This is a genomic window from Exiguobacterium sp. SH0S2 (assembly GCF_004337185.1).
Lineage (GTDB): Bacteria > Bacillota > Bacilli > Exiguobacteriales > Exiguobacteriaceae > Exiguobacterium > Exiguobacterium aurantiacum_A.
In genome coordinates, this window is the sequence record NZ_SJVB01000001.1 from 500629 (window position 1) to 519468 (window position 18840).

The 18840-nt window shown below is 54.5% G+C and carries 16 protein-coding genes and 1 pseudogene; 1 reads left to right on the forward strand and 16 read right to left on the reverse strand.

Going from position 1 to position 18840, the window contains the following annotated elements; all coding sequences use genetic code 11:
• Positions 1 to 3 precede the first annotated feature (3 nt).
• The 9 genes and pseudogenes from EVJ21_RS02610 to gmk form a co-directional block, all read right to left on the reverse strand.
• Positions 4 to 738, reverse strand: a complete 735-nt coding sequence (locus tag EVJ21_RS02610) for a Stp1/IreP family PP2C-type Ser/Thr phosphatase (protein ID WP_070327528.1) — start codon at positions 736 to 738, stop codon at positions 4 to 6.
• A gap of 8 nt (positions 739 to 746) precedes the next feature.
• Complete coding sequence (gene rlmN / locus EVJ21_RS02615; RefSeq protein ID WP_070327529.1) at positions 747 to 1832, reverse strand: dual-specificity RNA methyltransferase RlmN; 1086 nt, start codon at positions 1830 to 1832, stop codon at positions 747 to 749.
• 2 nt (positions 1833 to 1834) lie between these two features.
• A complete protein-coding gene (gene rsmB, locus EVJ21_RS02620) occupies positions 1835 to 3163 on the reverse strand; it encodes a 16S rRNA (cytosine(967)-C(5))-methyltransferase RsmB (protein ID WP_131489845.1) in 1329 nt (442 codons plus the stop codon).
• A gap of 1 nt (position 3164) precedes the next feature.
• The gene (gene fmt / locus EVJ21_RS02625) at positions 3165 to 4136 is read right to left on the reverse strand and encodes a methionyl-tRNA formyltransferase (protein WP_255417542.1); all 972 of its coding nucleotides are present in this window, start codon (positions 4134 to 4136) and stop codon (positions 3165 to 3167) included.
• Positions 4122 to 4550: pseudogene (def, locus tag EVJ21_RS15490) on the reverse strand (peptide deformylase); the annotation flags it as partial. The pseudogene def and the gene fmt, both read right to left, overlap by 15 nt.
• 11 nt (positions 4551 to 4561) lie before the next feature.
• On the reverse strand, positions 4562 to 6886 hold the full coding sequence (priA, locus tag EVJ21_RS02630) for a primosomal protein N' (RefSeq protein ID WP_131489846.1): 2325 nt from the start codon (positions 6884 to 6886) through the stop codon (positions 4562 to 4564).
• Positions 6883 to 8073: a bifunctional phosphopantothenoylcysteine decarboxylase/phosphopantothenate--cysteine ligase CoaBC gene (coaBC, locus tag EVJ21_RS02635; RefSeq protein ID WP_131487818.1), complete on the reverse strand. Its 1191-nt coding sequence runs from the start codon at positions 8071 to 8073 to the stop codon at positions 6883 to 6885. The genes priA and coaBC overlap by 4 nt, the downstream gene beginning before the upstream one ends.
• A gap of 59 nt (positions 8074 to 8132) precedes the next feature.
• Positions 8133 to 8342, reverse strand: a complete 210-nt coding sequence (gene rpoZ, locus EVJ21_RS02640; RefSeq protein ID WP_070327533.1) for a DNA-directed RNA polymerase subunit omega — start codon at positions 8340 to 8342, stop codon at positions 8133 to 8135.
• Positions 8342 to 8989, reverse strand: coding sequence for a guanylate kinase (gene gmk / locus EVJ21_RS02645; protein WP_070327534.1), 648 nt, complete (start codon positions 8987 to 8989; stop codon positions 8342 to 8344). Before gmk ends, rpoZ begins: the two co-directional genes overlap by 1 nt.
• A gap of 131 nt (positions 8990 to 9120) precedes the next feature.
• Here gmk and EVJ21_RS02650 point away from each other — a divergent pair, with 131 nt between their 5' ends.
• Positions 9121 to 10809 (forward strand): Rqc2 family fibronectin-binding protein, encoded by a 1689-nt coding sequence (locus EVJ21_RS02650; RefSeq protein WP_131465312.1) that lies wholly within the window; start codon positions 9121 to 9123, stop codon positions 10807 to 10809.
• Between the two features lie 32 nt (positions 10810 to 10841).
• Here EVJ21_RS02650 and EVJ21_RS02655 read toward each other — a convergent pair whose 3' ends face one another.
• The 7 genes from EVJ21_RS02655 to carB all read right to left on the reverse strand — a co-directional run bounded on the left by EVJ21_RS02655 (position 10842) and on the right by carB (position 18840).
• Entirely contained in the window at positions 10842 to 11777 is a 936-nt protein-coding gene (locus EVJ21_RS02655; protein WP_070327536.1) for an FUSC family protein, read from the reverse strand.
• Positions 11774 to 12604 (reverse strand): DUF4097 family beta strand repeat-containing protein, encoded by an 831-nt coding sequence (locus EVJ21_RS02660; protein ID WP_131489847.1) that lies wholly within the window; start codon positions 12602 to 12604, stop codon positions 11774 to 11776. Before EVJ21_RS02660 ends, EVJ21_RS02655 begins: the two co-directional genes overlap by 4 nt.
• 104 nt (positions 12605 to 12708) lie before the next feature.
• Complete coding sequence (pyrE, locus tag EVJ21_RS02665; RefSeq protein ID WP_131489848.1) at positions 12709 to 13335, reverse strand: orotate phosphoribosyltransferase; 627 nt, start codon at positions 13333 to 13335, stop codon at positions 12709 to 12711.
• Positions 13319 to 14023, reverse strand: coding sequence for an orotidine-5'-phosphate decarboxylase (pyrF, locus tag EVJ21_RS02670; RefSeq protein ID WP_131489849.1), 705 nt, complete (start codon positions 14021 to 14023; stop codon positions 13319 to 13321). The genes pyrE and pyrF overlap by 17 nt, the downstream gene beginning before the upstream one ends.
• On the reverse strand, positions 13998 to 14924 hold the full coding sequence (locus EVJ21_RS02675) for a dihydroorotate dehydrogenase (RefSeq protein WP_131489850.1): 927 nt from the start codon (positions 14922 to 14924) through the stop codon (positions 13998 to 14000). Before EVJ21_RS02675 ends, pyrF begins: the two co-directional genes overlap by 26 nt.
• Positions 14921 to 15640: a dihydroorotate dehydrogenase electron transfer subunit gene (locus EVJ21_RS02680; RefSeq protein WP_131489851.1), complete on the reverse strand. Its 720-nt coding sequence runs from the start codon at positions 15638 to 15640 to the stop codon at positions 14921 to 14923. Before EVJ21_RS02680 ends, EVJ21_RS02675 begins: the two co-directional genes overlap by 4 nt.
• Complete coding sequence (gene carB, locus EVJ21_RS02685; protein ID WP_131489852.1) at positions 15637 to 18840, reverse strand: carbamoyl-phosphate synthase large subunit; 3204 nt, start codon at positions 18838 to 18840, stop codon at positions 15637 to 15639. The genes EVJ21_RS02680 and carB overlap by 4 nt, the downstream gene beginning before the upstream one ends.

An 18840-nucleotide genomic window follows, 5' to 3' on the forward strand; every position in this document is an offset into this window, starting at 1 on the left:
GATTCATCCTCTCTTTCTATCTGTAAATTGGACGAGCGCCACAGTGATGTTGTCGCTCCCACCCAATCGGTTGGCTTGATCGATCAACATGTCCGCCTTAGCGTCCGCAGAGATGGGACGAGTTAAGGCGTGTTTGATGGCTTCATCTGTCAGGTGAGTCGTCAAGCCATCCGTACAGATTAAAATCGTGTCGAACTCGGGGTCGGCAAACACTTGCAGATCAGGTTCGACGTGCTCTTTTGAGCCGATCGCACGGGTGATAATATTTCGTTTCGGGTGGATCCGCATTTCTTCTTCCGTCAATTCCCCAAGTTGTTTTAGCACGTTGACGTAAGAATGGTCTTCCGTCAATTGTTGGAGTGTTCCGCCACGAAGGGCGTAGACGCGGCTATCGCCGATGTGCACGATGACAATCGTTTCGTCATGCCAACAGACGCCAGCGATGGTCGTCCCCATCATGACGAGATTAGACTGCTTCGCGAATTCAAGCACTTGCTCATTTGCCAGCTCCACGTTATCACGGAACCACGTCTCCATCGCTAACGGTGTGGCCGGAAGCGTCGGAAAGGCGCGACGAAACTGCTCGATGACGAGCCCGCTCGCGACCTCTCCTGCCTCATGCCCCCCCATGCCGTCGGCGACGAGGGCGATCCCGGCATGCTCGTCCCCTAAAATCAAGACGGCATCTTCGTTTTGAGCCCTCACCTGCCCACGGTCGGTTCGGTATGCTAATTCCATCTTCCTGATTACCTCGTTTCTTGTTCGCGCTCCTTCGCTCGAAGCTGCCCACAAGCCGCATCGATATCCGAACCTTGTTCGCGACGAATCGTCACGTTCACTTTTCGATCTTTGAGCACTTTTTCAAAGGCAAAAATTTGATTACGTGGCGTGCGCACATAGTCGCGCTCAAGCACATGGTTGACTGGAATCAAGTTGACGTGGCATTTGACGCCTTTCAACAAATCGGCAAGCTTGTGTGCATCTTCTTCTGTATCATTGACGCCACCGAACAAACCGTATTCAAACGTGATACGACGTCCACTCTTCTCCGTGTAATAGTTGACGGCTTCCATCAACTTGTCCAAGTTGTAGGCACGGTTGATCGGCATGAGACGTGTCCGAACTTCCGTCGACGCCGCATGAAGTGAAATCGCAAAGTTAATGCGCATCCCTTCGTCGGCGAACTTGTAGATTTTCGGCACGATCCCGCTCGTTGAGACGGTGATGTGGCGTGAACCGATGTTCAAACCGTCATCGTGGTTGACCGTGCGCAAGAAACGCATCAATTCGTCATAGTTGTCAAACGGTTCGCCGATTCCCATGACGACGATCGAGTCGACACGTTCACCGCTCACGTCGAGCGCCCGTTGAACATCTAATACTTGAGCCGTGATTTCTCCGGCTTCAAGGTTACGTTTCAACCCGCCGAGCGTCGATGCACAGAACGTACAGCCGATGCGGCAGCCGACTTGTGTCGTGACACAGACCGAGTTGCCGTATTCGTGGCGCATGAGTACCGTCTCGATCGAGTAACCGTCTTGGAGCTCGAACAAGAACTTGATTGTTCCGTCTTGTGATTCCTGGCGGACGAGTTCTTTTAACGTCGTCAACTGGAACGAAGCATCGAGTTTTTCACGAAGCGGTTTCGACAAGTTCGTCATATCATCGAATGACGTCACCCGTTTGACATACATCCAGTCATATAACTGTTTCGCGCGGAACGCCTTTTCTCCTGCATCGATGAGCCATTGTTCGAGTTCAGGGTATGTGAGCGAATATAAAGACGGCTTGGCGCCGACTAATGGGGTTTTTTCAACTGCTTTTGGATTCATGTTTATACCTCTTTCTTAAATGCGGCGATGTAGAAGCCGTCAGTTCCGAACGTCGTCGGAAGTAGTTTGAGTTCGGCGCGGTCCGATGACACCATCGGGCGTAACACTTCAGGAAGACGATCTCGGAGTGTTTCATCCCACGTCAATCCGTTCGACAATATATAGTCGGCCTGCCGTTCATTTTCAGACGGGTCGATTGTACATGTCGAGTACACTAGCGTACCACCTTGCTTCAGTAGTGGCAAGACAGCGTCAATAATTTCACGTTGGATGATCGGCAGTCCAGAAAGGGATTCTTTGTCCTTCGTCCATTTAATATCTGGCTTGCGGCGAATGACACCTAGACCCGAGCACGGGACATCGAGCAAGATGCGGTCAAAGCTCTCACGTTCGAACTCATCTCCGGCGTCTCTTGCATCGAGGGCTAGTGCGGTCACTCCATCGATTTGCAATCGCTTCACTTGTCGTTCGATCAGTTTTGCCTTATGAGGGTGAAGGTCGAGCGCCACGAGCGTCCCGCCGTCCATCCGTTCGGCGGTGTGCATCGCTTTACCGCCTGGCGCGGCACACGCGTCGAGCACGCGTTCGGTCTTCTCGGCACTGAGCGCGTCGGCGACGATCATCGAGCTCTCGTCTTGAATCGACAAAAGTCCTGCGTCGATAAACGGCGTCGTATGAACGTTTCCGGACTCGATGACGAGACCGTCTGACGATAGCTCAGAACGTGACGCTTGTACGCCTGACTCGGCGAGGCGTTCGATCATCTCCTCGACCGTGATTTGTTTGCGGTTGACGCGAACTGTCACCGGGGCCGGCTCGTTGTTCAACTTGCACATCGCCTCGGTCGCCTCAATCCCGTACGTGTTGATCCAATCCGCGACGAGCCAGTCGGGATGACTGTGCTCGATCGCGATCCGTTCAGCGTCAGGAAGCCCACTCAAATCTGGGAACCCGTCACGAGTGACGTTGCGCAACACGCCGTTGACGAACTTGCCGATGCCGGAGTGCCCACGTTTTTTGGCGATCTCGACCGCCTCGTGTAAGACGGCCCGGTCCGGCACTTTGTCTAAATAGAACAGTTGATACACGCTCATCCGCAGGAGCGGTAAGACGAAACTGTCTAGTTTTTTCGGGTTTTGGACACGCTTCTCCAATATATAATCAAGCGTTCGCTTCCGCCCGAGCGTTCCGTAGACGAGCTCTGTGTAAAGTCCCACGTCTTTTGAAGCTAGCTTTTTTTGGTTTAATAAATCGTTGACCGCAATCGTCGAATAGGCTCCGCCTTGTTCGATTTTGATCAGCGTATCAAGCGCTGCTTGTCTTACGTTCATGTCACCCTCCTAATTGGTCGCCCACTTGCAGCTTTTGTCCGGCACCGCGCATGAACGTGGCACCGTCCATCCGTTTTTTTCCGGCCGGCTGTAACTCTGTCACTTTGATGGCGACGTCATTTCCAGTCGCGACCACAAACCCATCCTCTTCAAGCCGGACGATTGTGCCCGCCTCACCGCTCCCGCTCGTCTTCTCGCTCGCGAACACTTTCACCCGCTCGCCTGCGATCAATGTATACGCCGTCGGGAACGGGTTCATGCCACGAATGTGGTTGAAGATCGATGCACCCGGCTGCGACCAGTCCAGCTGTTCGCGGTCCCGGCTAATGTTCGGTGCGAACGTGACGTCACGTTCGTCTTGCGGTACCGCTTCGATCCAGCCTTCTAAAAAGGCTGGCAACGTCTTGATCAACAGATCAGACCCTGCGACGGCAAGTTTGTCGAACAGCGTACCGACCGTGTCTGTCTCTTCGATCGGGACGATCGTGTTCGCGATCATGTCACCTGCATCCAATTTATCGACCATGTACATGATCGTGACGCCCGTTTCTGTCTCTCCGTCCAAAATCGCTTGATGGATCGGTGCGCCCCCCCGGTATTTTGGAAGGAGCGAGGCGTGCACGTTGATCGCGCCATATGTCGGCGCCTCTAACAGTTCACTCGGCACGATTTGCCCGTAAGCCGCCGTCACAATCAAATCCGGTTCAAGCGCCAAAATATCCTCGTAATCGGTGCGGACTTTGATCGGCTGCAATACCGGGATGTTATGACGGAGCGCACACTCTTTGACCGGTGTCGGTTTGAGCTCGCGCTTGCGACCGACCGGTTTGTCCGGCTGCGAGACAACACCTACGACATTGTATCCTTCTTCGAGCAAGCGCTCAAGTACGGATACGGCAAACGCCGGTGTGCCCATGAAGACGATGCGCTTGTCGGTTCCTGGCTTAGGAACGGCGAGTTTATCGGTGAACAGGACGCCGTCTAAATGGTCGATCTCGTGTTGGATGGCACGCGCGAAGAAGCCGCTTGCTTTCACTTCTTGAAAGCGCCCTTTCATGTCTTGCGTCTTGACGACGATCGACTCATGTCGTTCGACGAATCCGAACTCACCCGGGATGCTCAAGCAACCTTCTAATCCGACGGCTTTGCCTGCAGTCGAAATGATCTCTGGATTGATCAATACGAGCGGACCTGTTTCGTCGTCAGTATGGACGACGGCAAGGCGCTGGTTCAAATTGACTTGCGGCGCGGCCACACCGACGCCATCATACTCATACATCGTGTCAAACAGCCGGTCGACCGTCTGGCGCAACTTCTTGTCAAACTTTGTCACCGGGTCACAGTTGACCCGCAAAATCTCATTTGGAATTTCGACTACTTTATACATTTCGTTCCACCTCACATGAAGACGTATGGATTTACATCTATACTCAATTGATATTCTTTTTTGCTGATTGCTTTCGCCCGCGCTTGTTGCAGCATGGCGAGAACGGGATATAACGCTTCCGGTTGTTTCGTCTTGATAAACAGCTGGTAGCGATACAAGTTTTTAAGTTTCGATAACGGTGCCGGCATCGGTCCGTTCAGCCGGGACTGCTCGACGTGCGCTGCCGCGAAATCGGCGGCGAACAGGTCGGCCTCGGCTTGCGCGACGAGCGGATTTTCAGCCGCGAACGTGACGAGCGTCACGTACCAGTAAGGCGGATGGTTGCCGACTTGTCTGAGTTTCATCTCGCGCTCGAAAAACGACTCATAATCATGCCCACTCGCCGTCTCGATGACATAATGGTCCGGATTGTACGTCTGGACGTACGCCTCACCCGGTAAACTTCCACGTCCGGCTCGTCCGGCGACTTGGGTGACGAGTTGGAACGTGCGTTCGGTCGCCCGAAAGTCGGGCATGCCGAGCGTCGCATCGGCCGCAAGTACCCCGACGAGCGTGACGTTCGGAAAATCGAGCCCTTTGGCAATCATCTGGGTACCGAGCAGAATGTCGGCCTCGCCGTCCTCAAACCGTTTCAACAGCTGTTCGTGCGACCCTTTACGCGACGTCGTATCCTGGTCCATGCGGATGATCCGTGCTTCCGGGATTCGGTTCAACAGCTCGGTCTCGATCTTTTGCGTGCCGGTGCCGAACTGTTTGATTTTTTTACTGTCGCACGTCGGGCATTTCGGCGGCATTCCGATCTCATAGCCACAATAGTGGCATTTGAGCCGGTCGCCGTGCTGATGATACGTCAAGTTGACGGCGCAATGCGGGCAGGTCAGCCCTTCCCCACAATCACGGCACATGACGAACGTTGTGAACCCGCGGCGATTGAGCAAGATGACACATTGTTCTTTTTTCGCAATCCGGTCATTGATGGCCAGAAATAAATCTTCCGAGAACATCGTCGTGTTCCCTTTCGCGAGTTCGCGACGCATATCGACAATATGGACGGGCGGCATCTTGCCACCGTAGCGTTCACTCAAATGCAAATAGCGATAGACGCCTTTTTGGGCGCGGGCGAATGACTCGAGCGACGGTGTCGCGCTTCCGAGCACGACCGGACAGCCGTGATAACGGGCGCGCCAAATTGCGACGTCGCGCGCATGATAGCGCGGGTTCTCTTCTTGTTTATACGTCGTCTCATGCTCTTCGTCTAGGATGAGCAGGCCGATGTGTTCGAGCGGAGCAAAGATGGCCGATCGGGCACCGACGACGACGTCGACTTCTCGTCGCTTGATTTTCCGCCACTCATCGTACTTCTCGCCTTGCGACAAGGCGCTATGGAGTACGGCGACGCGGTCGCCAAAACGACGTTTGAACCGTTTGACCATCATCGGTGTCAAGCTGATCTCTGGGACGAGTAAGACGGCTTGCTTCCCGTCATCGACGACTTGGCCGATCGACTCGAGATACACTTCGGTCTTTCCGCTTCCGGTCACGCCGTGGAGCAACAACGTCTCACCGGCTTCGGCCTCGCGAATCGCGCGCACCGCTTCCGTTTGACTGTCATTCAGTTGGACATCATCGATCACTTGTTCGATCGAAGCGTACGGGTCTCGATTCAATTCGACTTCGGTCACTTTGACGGCACCGAGCGTCTCGAGCTTTTGCAGCTGGGGCCGCGTCAATCCGATTTGACGGAGCGACGACCAGTACATACGAGGCACGTCTTCAAGTAGACGGACCGCCTCGAGCTGTTTTTTGGCACGCGCCGGGACGACGCTCGCATCCTTCAACTCGATCAACAAGTCGGTTTTGACCGTTCGTTTCTCTTTTAGCACCGGTGAAAGCGACAAGTCCCCTTTTTTGGCCATGGCCAAAATCAACGACTGAACTTCTTTTGGGTACTCGGACAAGTGTGTGCCGGCCCGAACACCCTCAGGAAGTGACTCCCCTTTGATCGCTTTATCGTAACTGACTTTCAGCGCCGCCGGCAACATGGCGAGCAGTGCCGACGAGCGGAAGCAAAGCGTCGTCTGTTTCACGTGCGTCGACAGTTCGAGCAACTCTTCGGTCAAAGACGACTCTTCGTCAAGAAGTGCTTCGAGCGGTTTTAACCCTTCCCGTGTTCCGTCCGATACCCCTGTCACGATGCCGAGTAACCGTCTCGATCCGAACGGTACCGATACGCGCATACCTGGCTCGATCAACGACTCGAACTGGACCGGTACCTCATAGTCAAACGGTCGGTCGATCGTGATGACCGGAGCATCGACGTGGACGTGGGCAATCATCGTAAACCTTCCTTAAAGTAGGCGAGCAACTCGTGGGCGAGACGTTGTTTACTCTGCCGCGGCAGACGGACAGATGAGCCATCCGCTCGGAATAAGACGACTTCGTTGTCGTCAGACCGGAAACCGATGTCTCGCTTCGACACGTCATTCGCGACCAAGAAGTCGACGTTTTTACGCTCGAGTTTTGCCCGGGCATGGTCTTCAAGCTGCTCTGTCTCGGCAGCGAATCCGACGAGGAGCTGATGCGTCTTCTTCGTTCCGAGCTCTTTTAAAATATCGGTCGTCTCCTCGAGCTCGATCGTCAACGGGCCGTGGACTTTTTTATGTTTCTCGGTGTGGACCGTCTTCGGACGATAGTCAGCGACCGCCGCCGACTTGATGACGATGTCTTGCGTCGCAAATCGCTCGAGCACGGTCTCGAGCATCTGTTGTCCCGACTCGACCGCGATCGCGGTCACCCCGTCTGGGACCGGGACTTGGAGCGGGCCGTGGACGAGTGTCACATTCGCGCCCATATCTCGCGCCGCCTCAGCAAGGGCGACTCCCATCTTCCCGGATGAATCGTTGGATAAAAACCGGACCGGGTCGATACGTTCGACCGTCGGACCAGCCGTGATCAAGACGTGCTTTTCAAGCAAGTGTTTCGGGACGAACTGGCTCGCGATGATGCGGACGAGATCTTCCGGTTCGGGCAGACGTCCGCCGCCAATCCAGCCGCAGGCCAGATTGCCGACACCCGGCTCGATGATTTGATAGCCGTATGATTTGAGCGTCTCGATATTTCGGCGGGTCGCCGGATGTTCGAGCATATTGACGTTCATCGCCGGAGATACGATGACGGGACATTTCGCTGCTAAGATCGAGGTCGTGATGAAGTCGTCGGCGATTCCGTTAGCAAGTTTAGCGATGATATTCGCCGTCGCCGGGGCGACGACGATTAAATCACTCGTATCAACGACATCGATGTGGGCGATCTTCGTCGGGTCGTGCTCTTCGAACACGTCCGAATAGATCGGATTGCGACTGAGTGCTTGAAACGTCGCCTTTCCGACGAACTGCTCAGCTGATGCTGTCATCGCCACGCGGACGTTCGCGCCTGCTTGAACGAGTTTTGACGTGAGTGCGCACGCCTTATATGCAGCGATACCGCCGCTCACACAAAGCAAGATGTTCCGGTCGTTCACCATTCACATTTCTCCCCTTTATAGACAATGAGACCCAAGTCGTATCCGACTTGGGTCACACTTCATCCGTTGTTCTTTTCGTTCACGATGATTGTCGTGTCACCCGAGAATATTTCTTCTAGCGCTTGACCGACCGGTTTATACGATTTTGGCGCAGCGATTTTTGGTGCTTTTCCGTCTTGGATCTGACGGGCACGCTTGGCGGCCACCGTCACGATTGTGTATTTCGACGGGATGATACGTTGTAAGGCATCAATCGAAGGGTATAACATTAAATGACCTCCATCATAGCTTTTTTATAGAGAGACGCGACACGTTCACGTTTACAATGCTCGGCCGTCACGATCGCTTTGATCCGGTCGATCGCTTTATCGACTTCGTCGTTTGTGACGACGTAATCGTAAGCATCCATCAACTCGATTTCTTCACGGGCGACGAGCAAGCGTTGCTTGATGACTTCTTCCGATTCAGTGCCTCGACCGACTAAACGGTTTCGAAGTTCTTGCAGGCTCGGCGGTGCGAGGAATAAAAAGACGGCTTCTGGGAAGCGTTCCTTTACTTGGAAAGCTCCTTGGACTTCAATCTCTAAAATGACGTCCTTGCCACTTTCAAGCGTCTCGCGCACCCATTCGACCGGTGTCCCATAATAGTTGCCGACGAATTCTGCATGCTCAAGCAGTTGATCGTGTTCAATCATGTCTTCAAATTGCTCTCTCGTCTTAAAGAAGTAATGCACTCCCTCAACTTCGCCTTCACGTGGTTTTCGAGTCGTTGCCGACACCGAATACTGAAGGTTGTTGTCCGCCTCTTCACGGAGCACTCGGCAAACAGTACCTTTGCCGACACCGCTTGGACCAGACAAGACGATTAATAATCCTCGTTCTTTAAAATTCAATGCAAGCCCTCCATCTTCTAACATCACATTACATTATAATAGCAGTCCTTTAATTGTTACGGCAAGAAGAAGTTCGGATTTCCTACTTCATCGTACCATATTTTCTGTGAATCTGATAACGTAGAGACAGAAAAAGGACAAAGGTGATGAGACTAATGGCATATGATGGATTAATGACATATCGTGTCGTAAAAGAACTACAACCGCTCGTTGGCGGTCGAATCAATAAAGTGCATCAACCGTATGCGCTCGACTTGATGATTCAAGTCAGATCGAACCGACAAAGCGTCTCGTTGCTCGTTTCAGCGAACGCGATGTATGCGCGACTTCAATTGACGGACACCCCGATCAAGAACCCGCAAGAGCCTCCGATGTTTTGTATGATGCTGCGGAAGCATATCGAGGGCGGCTTTATCACAGCGATCGAACAAGTCGGCCGCGACCGCGTCATCGTCTTCTCGGTCAGATCGCGTAACGAGCTCGGTGATGAAGAAAACAAACGCGTCTATGTCGAACTGATGGGACGTCACTCGAACGTCGTCTTGACGAACGAGGACGGCAAGATTTTAGACGCGATCAAACACCTTCCCCCGTCTCAAAACACGTATCGGACGATCATGCCAGGCAGCGAGTACATCTTGCCGCCGGCGCAACAAAAGTCCGATCCGTTGACGGAACGGGAAGCGGGATTGAAACGAATCGATTGGAACGCAGGTATGCTCGACAAGCAGCTCGTCGCTCACTTTTCCGGGATGAGCCCGCAGATCGCCCAAGAGATTATGTATCGGGCCAAGACGCCGAACCGTACGAACTTAGAGGCGGCGTTTGACAGCGTGATGGCGGATCTTGACGGCGCTTATGTATTCCAACAGCTCGCCTCCGGGAAGGAACGGTTCAGTCCGATCGCGCTCACGTCAGGCGATATCGTTTCTGAAGAACGCTACGACTCGAGCCGGGAAGTGCTCGACCGCTTTTACTATGAGAAGGCGAACCGTGACCGGGTCAAGCAGCAAGCCCATGACGTCGAGCGTCTGCTCAAGTCAGAGCTCGAGCGCAACCAATTAAAACGGAAACGCCTGCTCGAGGATATGAAAGCGACGGAACGATCGGACGAGCTCCAAAAATACGGTGAGCTGTTGACGACGTATTTGTTCCAGCTTGAGAAAGGGATGAAAGTCGCTCACGTCGTCGACTATTATGATGAGGACGGCGCCATGATCGATATCCCGCTCGATCCGCTCAAAACACCGAACGAGAATGCGCAACGTTACTATAAGAAATACAACAAACTAAAAGTTGCCAAAATCGAGGTTCAAAAGCAAATTGAACTGAACGAGACCGAAATCAGCTATTTAGAGACGCTCGTTGCCCAACTCGACGTCGCCGCGCCGCGCGATATCGTCGAGATTCGCGAAGAGCTGGCCGAAGGCGGGTACATCCGACAAAAACGTCAGAAGAAGAAACAAACGGCCAAAGTCGCGCTCGAAGGCTACACATCTTCGACCGGTGTCGAGTTTTACGTCGGCAAAAACAATACGCAAAACGACTACTTGACGTTCAAGTTCGCGCGTCGCGACGAAGTTTGGCTTCACGTGAAAGATATCCCCGGTTCACACGTCATCATCCGGTCAACCGAACCGGACGAGACGACGCTCCTCGAAGCAGCGACCGTCGCCGCCTACTTCTCGAAGGCACGTGCCTCGAGCGGGGTGCCGGTCGACTATACGAAAGCCCGTTACGTGAAAAAACCGAGCGGCGCCAAGCCGGGATTCGTCATCTACACCGATCAGCAGACGGTATACGTGACTCCGGACGAGCAGCTAGTCAAATCGCTTAAACAATGAACAAAGGCCACGTCATGCGACGTGGCCTTTGTTCATTTCGGATTATGTTTGAACGCCTCGAGCTGTTCATGATAGTCGAGCAGATGTCCGTGTAAAATTTCAGAAACAGATAAGTCTTCATGCTTCAATTGGAAGAGCGAGTACGGTTTGTCACACGTGTAGAGAATGTCGTGATGGTGGGCGAGCAGGAATAAAAACTCGGACTCGAACGCGTGGCGTTCGTCCTCGGTCATCATGAGTAACGCTTCCCGGTGCTCAGCGAGACTCTCGAGCAGCAAGACCAATTTATCCTCTAAATGAATCAATAACCGATATTGCTTGATCGTCAAATGCTTCAACTTAACCTTCGTCACTTGCATATCCTCTTGCAACATCATATGGAGCTCTTGATGGCCGAGGATACGGGCGCGCGTCTCGAGCAGTTCTGCCGGGGAGCCGATCAGTTCGCGCCAATGATGGAACATATACGCCGACGTCTTCCGAATCTCGCCAAGCAGACGCTCTTCATAACGCGGTGGCATGAACGCATAGTTGACGCCGAGCGAGACGAACACACCGACCGCTGTCAATAGCGAACGCGTCCACGCGTAGTGGAAAAAGTCGGTCGTCGGGTTTTCAAGCATGAGCACAATCGCGAACGCCGCATACGTCGACATGTGCGTCTTATCGAACGTCGTGTTGAGCGTGAGCGCGACGATGACGGCAAGACCGATCGAAATCGGGTTCACTCCGAACGCATAGACGATCAACAAGCCGCACATGAGGCCGACGATCGTGCCGAATATACGGCTAAAGACGATTTTCGACGACCGTTTGACGGTCGGTTGCATCGCGACGACGGCGGCGATGGCACCCATCCCCGAATAAATGCCGAAGACGTACCATGACAAGGCGATCGTGATGGCGACAGCGATCCCGGTCTTAAACGTTCGCAGTCCGACTTTAGGAATGTAGCGTTTGTTGATCATTTCAATTCGACCTTCCCTGTCTCAGAAATCAGTTCCACGTTCGGACGATTCGAGTTCGAAAGATGGTACACACCGTTGCTGATTTCTTTAAAGCGCTCAGCCGCCGCGATGTTTCCTGTTGTCGTGACCGTCACTTGTCCGGTCGCGTTTCGCGGCTCATACATGAGCGCCCCGGCCTCTGTCTGGACGGTCAGCGCTTGGTTGACGACGACGTCACGGATTGTCGCGTCCCGATACGACCGGATGTCACCCGTGACGACACGAACCGTCTCAAACGTGGCATCGCTTCTCGTCTCGACTCGAAGCCGGTCGCTTTCAAGTTTCTTCAGATTGACCGCGTTGGCATCGAGAACGATGGTTTTCGCGACCAGGCCTTGTCCGGTCACTTGCTCAGCCGTCACTTCGATCGATGTCATCGAACTTGGCAACGCGACCCGGATTTTATAACGGGACGGCTCCGCGCTTGCCCGACTCCCGAACTGGCTCATCGGTCCATACCGTTCGACGACGGAAATCGTGTCCCCGACCGACTTCACTTTAATGCGACGTTCTTTCGAATTCGTCTGCAGTACTTCGATCTGAACTTTTTCATTCGTGCTCCGGATAAATTCAACATTCCCATGCGCCGTCTCAAGCCGAAGCTTTTTCATCTGATAACGGTCCTCATACTTGTCCCCTAGCGCCAACATGTGGCTGAATACGAATAAATTCACGAAAAATAATAAAGGTAACACCGTGAGGACGAGACCGAATGCGATTTTGCGATGTTTAGGGATGTTTTGAAACCGTGCTTTCAATGACTGTCCTTTAATTCTAGAATACGCCATAGTTCTCTCCTTTTTCGACTGCTTTCCCTATTCTAACACGTTCAGTATCACATGTTGCCAAATGAAAAAGAATCCGCCCGGAGGTGGATTCTTCAAAAAATATTTTATGAAGAAACTTGCTCACTCCAACCATGCGGATTAGTTCGCCATTCCTCCAACGAAGTAGCTTCTTGTTTAGTGATCATCCGTTTTTTGACAGCGACTTTAATCAACTCGTTGATCGTCGTCAACGCCGAATAGTGCAGCTCATATTCGAGTGAATTGATTGCCAGAACTGGGAGGTTATAAGAGAAAATTGCTTGAATCTTGACGACCTCTCCGCCCGCCGCTTGAATTGCTCGCGCCGCCTCCATGCTCGATTTTCCAGTCGAGAGCAGGTCTTCGATGACGACGACACGCGCTCCTTTGTCGAATTGACCTTCAATCTGGTTGCCTTTCCCATGTTTTTTCGCACCCGACCGGACGTAGATGAGTGGTAGACCGAGTCGGTCGGCTAAGAGCGTCGCATGGGGAATCCCGGCCGTCGCCGTTCCCGCGATGACGTCGGCGTCGAGCGGACGGACGGCGTCGACAAGTGCATCGATAATCTGTGAACGCACTTCTGGATAACTGAGCGTCAGTCGGTTATCACAATAAATCGGGCTTCTTAACCCGCTCGACCATGTGTACGGTTCATTCGGTGATAAGGTGACGGCTTCAATCGATAATAATGCCTCAGCGATTTGTCTCATACGTTTTGCTCCATTCCTTCATAAAGTATTCGTAAGCTGCGTTCGGATCGGCTGCCCGGGTGATCGGGCGCCCGACGACGATCGCTGATACACCGGCGTCAAAAGCGGCTTGCGGTGTCGCGACCCGGACTTGATCGTCTGTCGTTTCGTTGATTCGGATGCCGGGCGTCACCGTCAAAAACTGTGAACCGAGCGCTTGTCGAATCGCGCGGGCTTCGTGAACGGACGCGACGACCCCATCGAGTCCTGCCCGTTTGGCAAGTCCCGCTTGTCGCAATACGGCCTGCTCGAGACTTCCGTCAATTCCGAGTTGTTCTGACAGCATCCGCTCGTCGGTCGATGTCAGTTGGGTCACCCCGATCAATGTGGTCGTGTCGTTCACATCACGCAACCCATCCAATGCGTAGCGCATCATCGTCTCACCGCCGAGCGTATGAACGTTCGTCATTTCAACGCCGAGCCGGCCGATTTGGCGGAGCGTCCGCCTTGCCGTCTCCGGGATGTCATGAACTTTGACGTCTAGAAAGACAGGATAGCCGCTCGCGACGAGTTCTTCGACGAACCGTCCACCTTCACGGTAGAACAGTTCCATGCCGACTTTGACGGCCGGGCGTTGGTCAATTTTTTTTAAGAGTGAAAACGCTTCGTCACGTGTTTCGACATCAAGCGCGAGATACAACCTGTTCATACGCCTTCCCCCTAACGTCTAAAATATGATCGATGCCGAGTTCATCGAGCCGGCCTGGCAACGCCTCGATGATTTCCTGGCATACGTATGGGTTTTCAAAATTGGCAGTCCCGACCGCGACCGCCGATGCACCCGCATAGATAAATTCGAGCACGTCGTCGACCGTCCGCACACCGCCCATGCCGATAATCGGGATATTGACCGCTTGGGCGACTTCGTACACCATCCGGATGGCGACCGGCTTGATGGCCGGACCGGATAATCCGCCGATTCGGTTCGCTAAGATCGGTTGACCGGTCGCAATGTCAATCCTCATGCCGACGAGCGTATTGATCATCGTGATGCCGTCGGCGCCGGCCGCTTCGACCGCACGTGCCATCTCCGTGATCGACGTGACGTTCGGGGATAGTTTGACGTATACCGGTTTCGTCGACGCCGCCTTGACGAGGCGCGTCAGTTCGGCCGCCATCAAAGGATCGGTCCCGAACTGCATGCCGCCACACTTCACGTTCGGACACGAGATGTTCAGTTCGAGTGCTTTCACGCACGGGTCGGCGCTCATTTTCCGCGCGACGTGGATGTATTCTTCTGGGGTCGAACCCGCCACGTTGGCAATAATTTCAGTGTCAAACTTGGCGAGGAATGCCAACTTGGCTTCAACAATCGCGTCGACACCCGGATTTTGTAGTCCGATCGCATTCAACATCCCTTGCGCCGTCTCGGCGACACGCGGTGTCTCGTTCCCGAACCGCGCCTCCCCGGTCGCCGCTTTGATCATGATGCCCCCGAGGATCGACAAGTCATACAGCTTGGCGAACTCTTCGCCGAATCCAAAACAACCGGACGCCGGCATGATCGGATTTTTTAACGATAAGCCGGGTAGTTCGATGTGTAATCTCATAACGTCACCTCTTCTGCCCGAAATACCGGTCCGTCACTGCACACTTTCACGTAACCGTCCGGCGCTTTGCACACACAGGCGAAGCACGCCCCGATGCCGCAACCCATCCGGTTCTCGATCGAGATGTAGCGTTCATTAATATGCGACGCGGCGACCGCTTTTAACATCGGCTCCGGACCACAGCTGAACAAGACGTCGGCGTCGATTCTAGCGAGCGGTCCGGTCACGAAGCCCATCTCCCCATATGAACCGTCGACCGTCGTGATGATCGTCTCGCCGAGTTCGCGGAACTCGTCTTCATAAAACACACTCGCTTCTGAATCAAACCCGAGAATCGCCACCGTTTCGATCCCGCGTGCGGCGAGCATCCGGCGCGTGTAGTAGAGCGGCGGCACCCCGATTCCCCCGCCGACGAGTACGACGCGCTTGCCGTCTTTTGCGAGCGGGAACCCGTTACCGAGCGGACCGAGGACGTCAAGTTCGTCCCCGGCTCGTCTCGTCGCGAGTTCGGCCGTCCCGGTCCCGACCACTTTGTACAGAAACGTGACGACGTCTGCTTCGACGTTTGCGACCGACAGTGGCCGGCGCAACAGTTCGGACGTCTTCACATGGAAAAACGTCCCCGGTGCGATTGTTCCATCACCGATTCGCACTTTCATTTCCATTGTCGCTTTCGCGATCTCCAAGTTCGATAAGATGGTCGCCCGTTGTCTCATACAGTCACCCCGAATTCGGTGAACGCCGGCAGGCTCGTCGTCTGGAACGATAGGCTCTCGATGACTTGCAAGAGCGCCTTCACCGTGTCGAGCGACGTCAAGCAGAGCACACCTTGCTCGGCCGCGGCCCGGCGGATAATGAATCCGTCTTTTGTCGCTAAGGCGTCGCGTGTCGTCGTATTCAAGACGATGTCGACATCGCCCCGCTCGATGACGCTCAGCATCGTCTCACCCGCTTCATGGATCTTCCCGACTTGTCGGACCGGCAACTCGGCTGCCGTAAGTGCCGTCGCCGTGCCTGACGTCGCCATCAGGCGGAAGCCGAGCCGGTTGAAGCGACGGGCGATGTCGAGCGCTTCGTCTTTGTCTTGATCGGCGACCGTCAACAAGACGTTTCCTTTCAAGGCGATCGTCATCCCGGCAGCGACGAGTCCTTTATAGAGCGCTTTTTCAAGCGTTCGGTCCGTCGCCATGACTTCCCCCGTCGATTTCATCTCTGGCCCGAGTGACGGGTCGACTTCTTTTAGTTTCGCAAAACTGAACACCGGCACTTTGACCGAGATGGCGTCAGATTCTGGGTGCAAGCCCGTTCCGAGGCCGAGCTGTTTCAACGTCGTCCCGAGAATCGTCTGCGTCGCGATGCGTGCGACCGGCAGTCCCGTCACTTTCGAGATGAACGGCACCGTCCGGCTCGCCCGTGGGTTGACTTCGATGACGTACAAGTCGTCCGCATAGACGAACTGAATGTTGAGCAACCCTTTGATGCGGAACGCTTTGGCGAGTTTGATCGTGTAATCGACGACTTTTTGTTTTAACGCCTCGCTCAGCCGTTGCGGCGGATAGACGGCAATCGAATCGCCAGAGTGGACCCCGGCCCGTTCGATATGTTCCATGATGCCCGGGATGTAGACGTCCGTCCCGTCGCAGATGGCGTCGACTTCGATCTCGATCCCTGTCAAGTAGCGGTCGATGAGGACGGGACGATCTTTCGAGGCGACGACGGCGTGGCGCATATACCGCTCGAGCTCCGAACGCTCATAGACGATCTCCATCGCCCGGCCGCCGAGGACGTACGATGGGCGGACGAGTACGGGATAGCCGAGCATGTCAGCACAAGCGACCGCTTCCTCGACCGTGACCGCGGTCTTGCCCGGTGGTTGGGCGAGCCGTTCTTTCGTGAGCGTCGCCTCGAACGCTTTCCGGTTTTCGGCCCGGTCGATGTCTTCAAGTGACGTCCCGAGAATTTGGACGCCGTTCGCTTCGAGCGAGGCGGCCAAATTGATTGCCGTCTGCCCGCCGAACTGGACGATGACCCCGAGCGGTCGTTCATTGCGAACGACTTCTAATACGTCTTCTGTCGTGAGCGGTTCAAAGTAGAGACGGTCTGAGATCGAGAAGTCGGTCGATACCGTCTCCGGGTTGTTGTTGACGATGATCGCCTCATATCCGGCGTCACGGATCGTTTGGATCGAATGGACGGTCGCATAGTCGAACTCGACGCCTTGACCAATCCGGATCGGGCCTGAACCGAGTACGAGGATGGACGGTTTATCCGTTTTCACCGCTTCGTTCTCGACTTCGTACGTCCCGTAAAAGTACGGCGTCTCCGAGGCGAATTCGGCGGCACACGTGTCGACCATCTTATACACTGGCCGAACTTTCCACTCATCGCGTAACGACGCGATCGTCTCGACGGCTTGGTCCGTGATGCGGGCGATCATGCGATCACTGAACCCACGTTGCTTCACTTCGCGCAATCGCTCCTCTGTCAACGGCTCGTCGCGCAACGCTTCTTCCTCACGCCAAATCCGATCGAGTTTTGATAAGAAGAACCGGTCGATTTTCGTCAAGCCGTGAAGCTGTTCTGTCGAGTAGCCGCGGCGAAGCGCCTCGTACAGCATCCACAACCGTTCGTCGGTCGGTGTCGTCAGTTCTCGTTCCAGTTGTTCAGCCGTCAATTCGGAAAGGCGTGGTACGTATAAGTCTTCAGTACCGAGTTCGAGCGAACGGACGGCTTTCAAGAGCGCTTCTTCTAAATTTCGACCGATGGCCATGACTTCGCCCGTCGCTTTCATTTGTGTGCCGAGACGACGGTCCGCGGTCTCGAACTTGTCGAACGGGAAGCGCGGGATTTTAGCGACGACGTAGTCGAGCGCCGGCTCGAACGAGGCGTAACTCGTCTCCGTCACCGGATTTTTTAGTTCCGACAACTTGTAGCCGACCGCGACTTTCGCGGCGAGCTTGGCGATCGGGTATCCCGTCGCTTTTGAGGCGAGAGCCGAACTCCGCGAGACGCGTGGGTTGACCTCGATCACGTAGTACGTGAAGCTGTCCGGGTCGAGCGCGAACTGGATGTTACATCCGCCTTCGATGCCGAGCGCCCGGATGATGTCGAGCGAGACGCTGCGGAGCATTTGATAATCACGGTCAGACAACGTCTGGGTCGGGGCGAACACGATCGAGTCACCGGTATGGACACCGACCGGATCGAAGTTTTCCATGGCGCAGACGATGATGGCCTGGTCGCTCGAGTCGCGCATCACTTCATATTCGACTTCTTTCATGCCGGCAATCGACTCTTCAAGCAGCACTTGCGTCACCGGACTCGCCTTGAGTCCCGATTCGACAATCTGCTCGAACTGTTCCCGGTCGTGGGCGATTCCCCCACCGGTCCCGCCGAGCGTATAAGCCGGACGAATGATGATTGGATAGCCGATCCGGTCAGCGAAGCTCCAGGCGGCATCGAGTGAATGGACGATATCGCTGTCTGGGACGCCGTGACCGAGCTTGTACATGAGGTCGCGGAACTGTTCCCGGTCTTCTGCCTGCTCAATCGCCGACAATTTCGTTCCGAGCAGTTCGACGCCGCAGTCGCGGAGCACGCCGCGCTTATCGAGCTCGACCGCCAAGTTCAGTCCGGTCTGTCCCCCGAGTGTCGCGAGAAGCGCGTCCGGACGTTCTTGACGGATGATCCGCTCCACAAACTCCGGTTCGAGTGGTTCGATATAGACGCGGTCCGCCGTCGATGGGTCAGTCATAATCGTCGCCGGGTTCGAGTTGACGAGGATGACTTCGTAGCCCTCTTCTTTTAAGGCAAGACACGCCTGGGTACCAGCATAGTCAAATTCTGCCGCTTGTCCGATGACGATCGGGCCGGATCCGATCACAAGGATTTTCTGAATATCTGGTCGTTTTGGCAT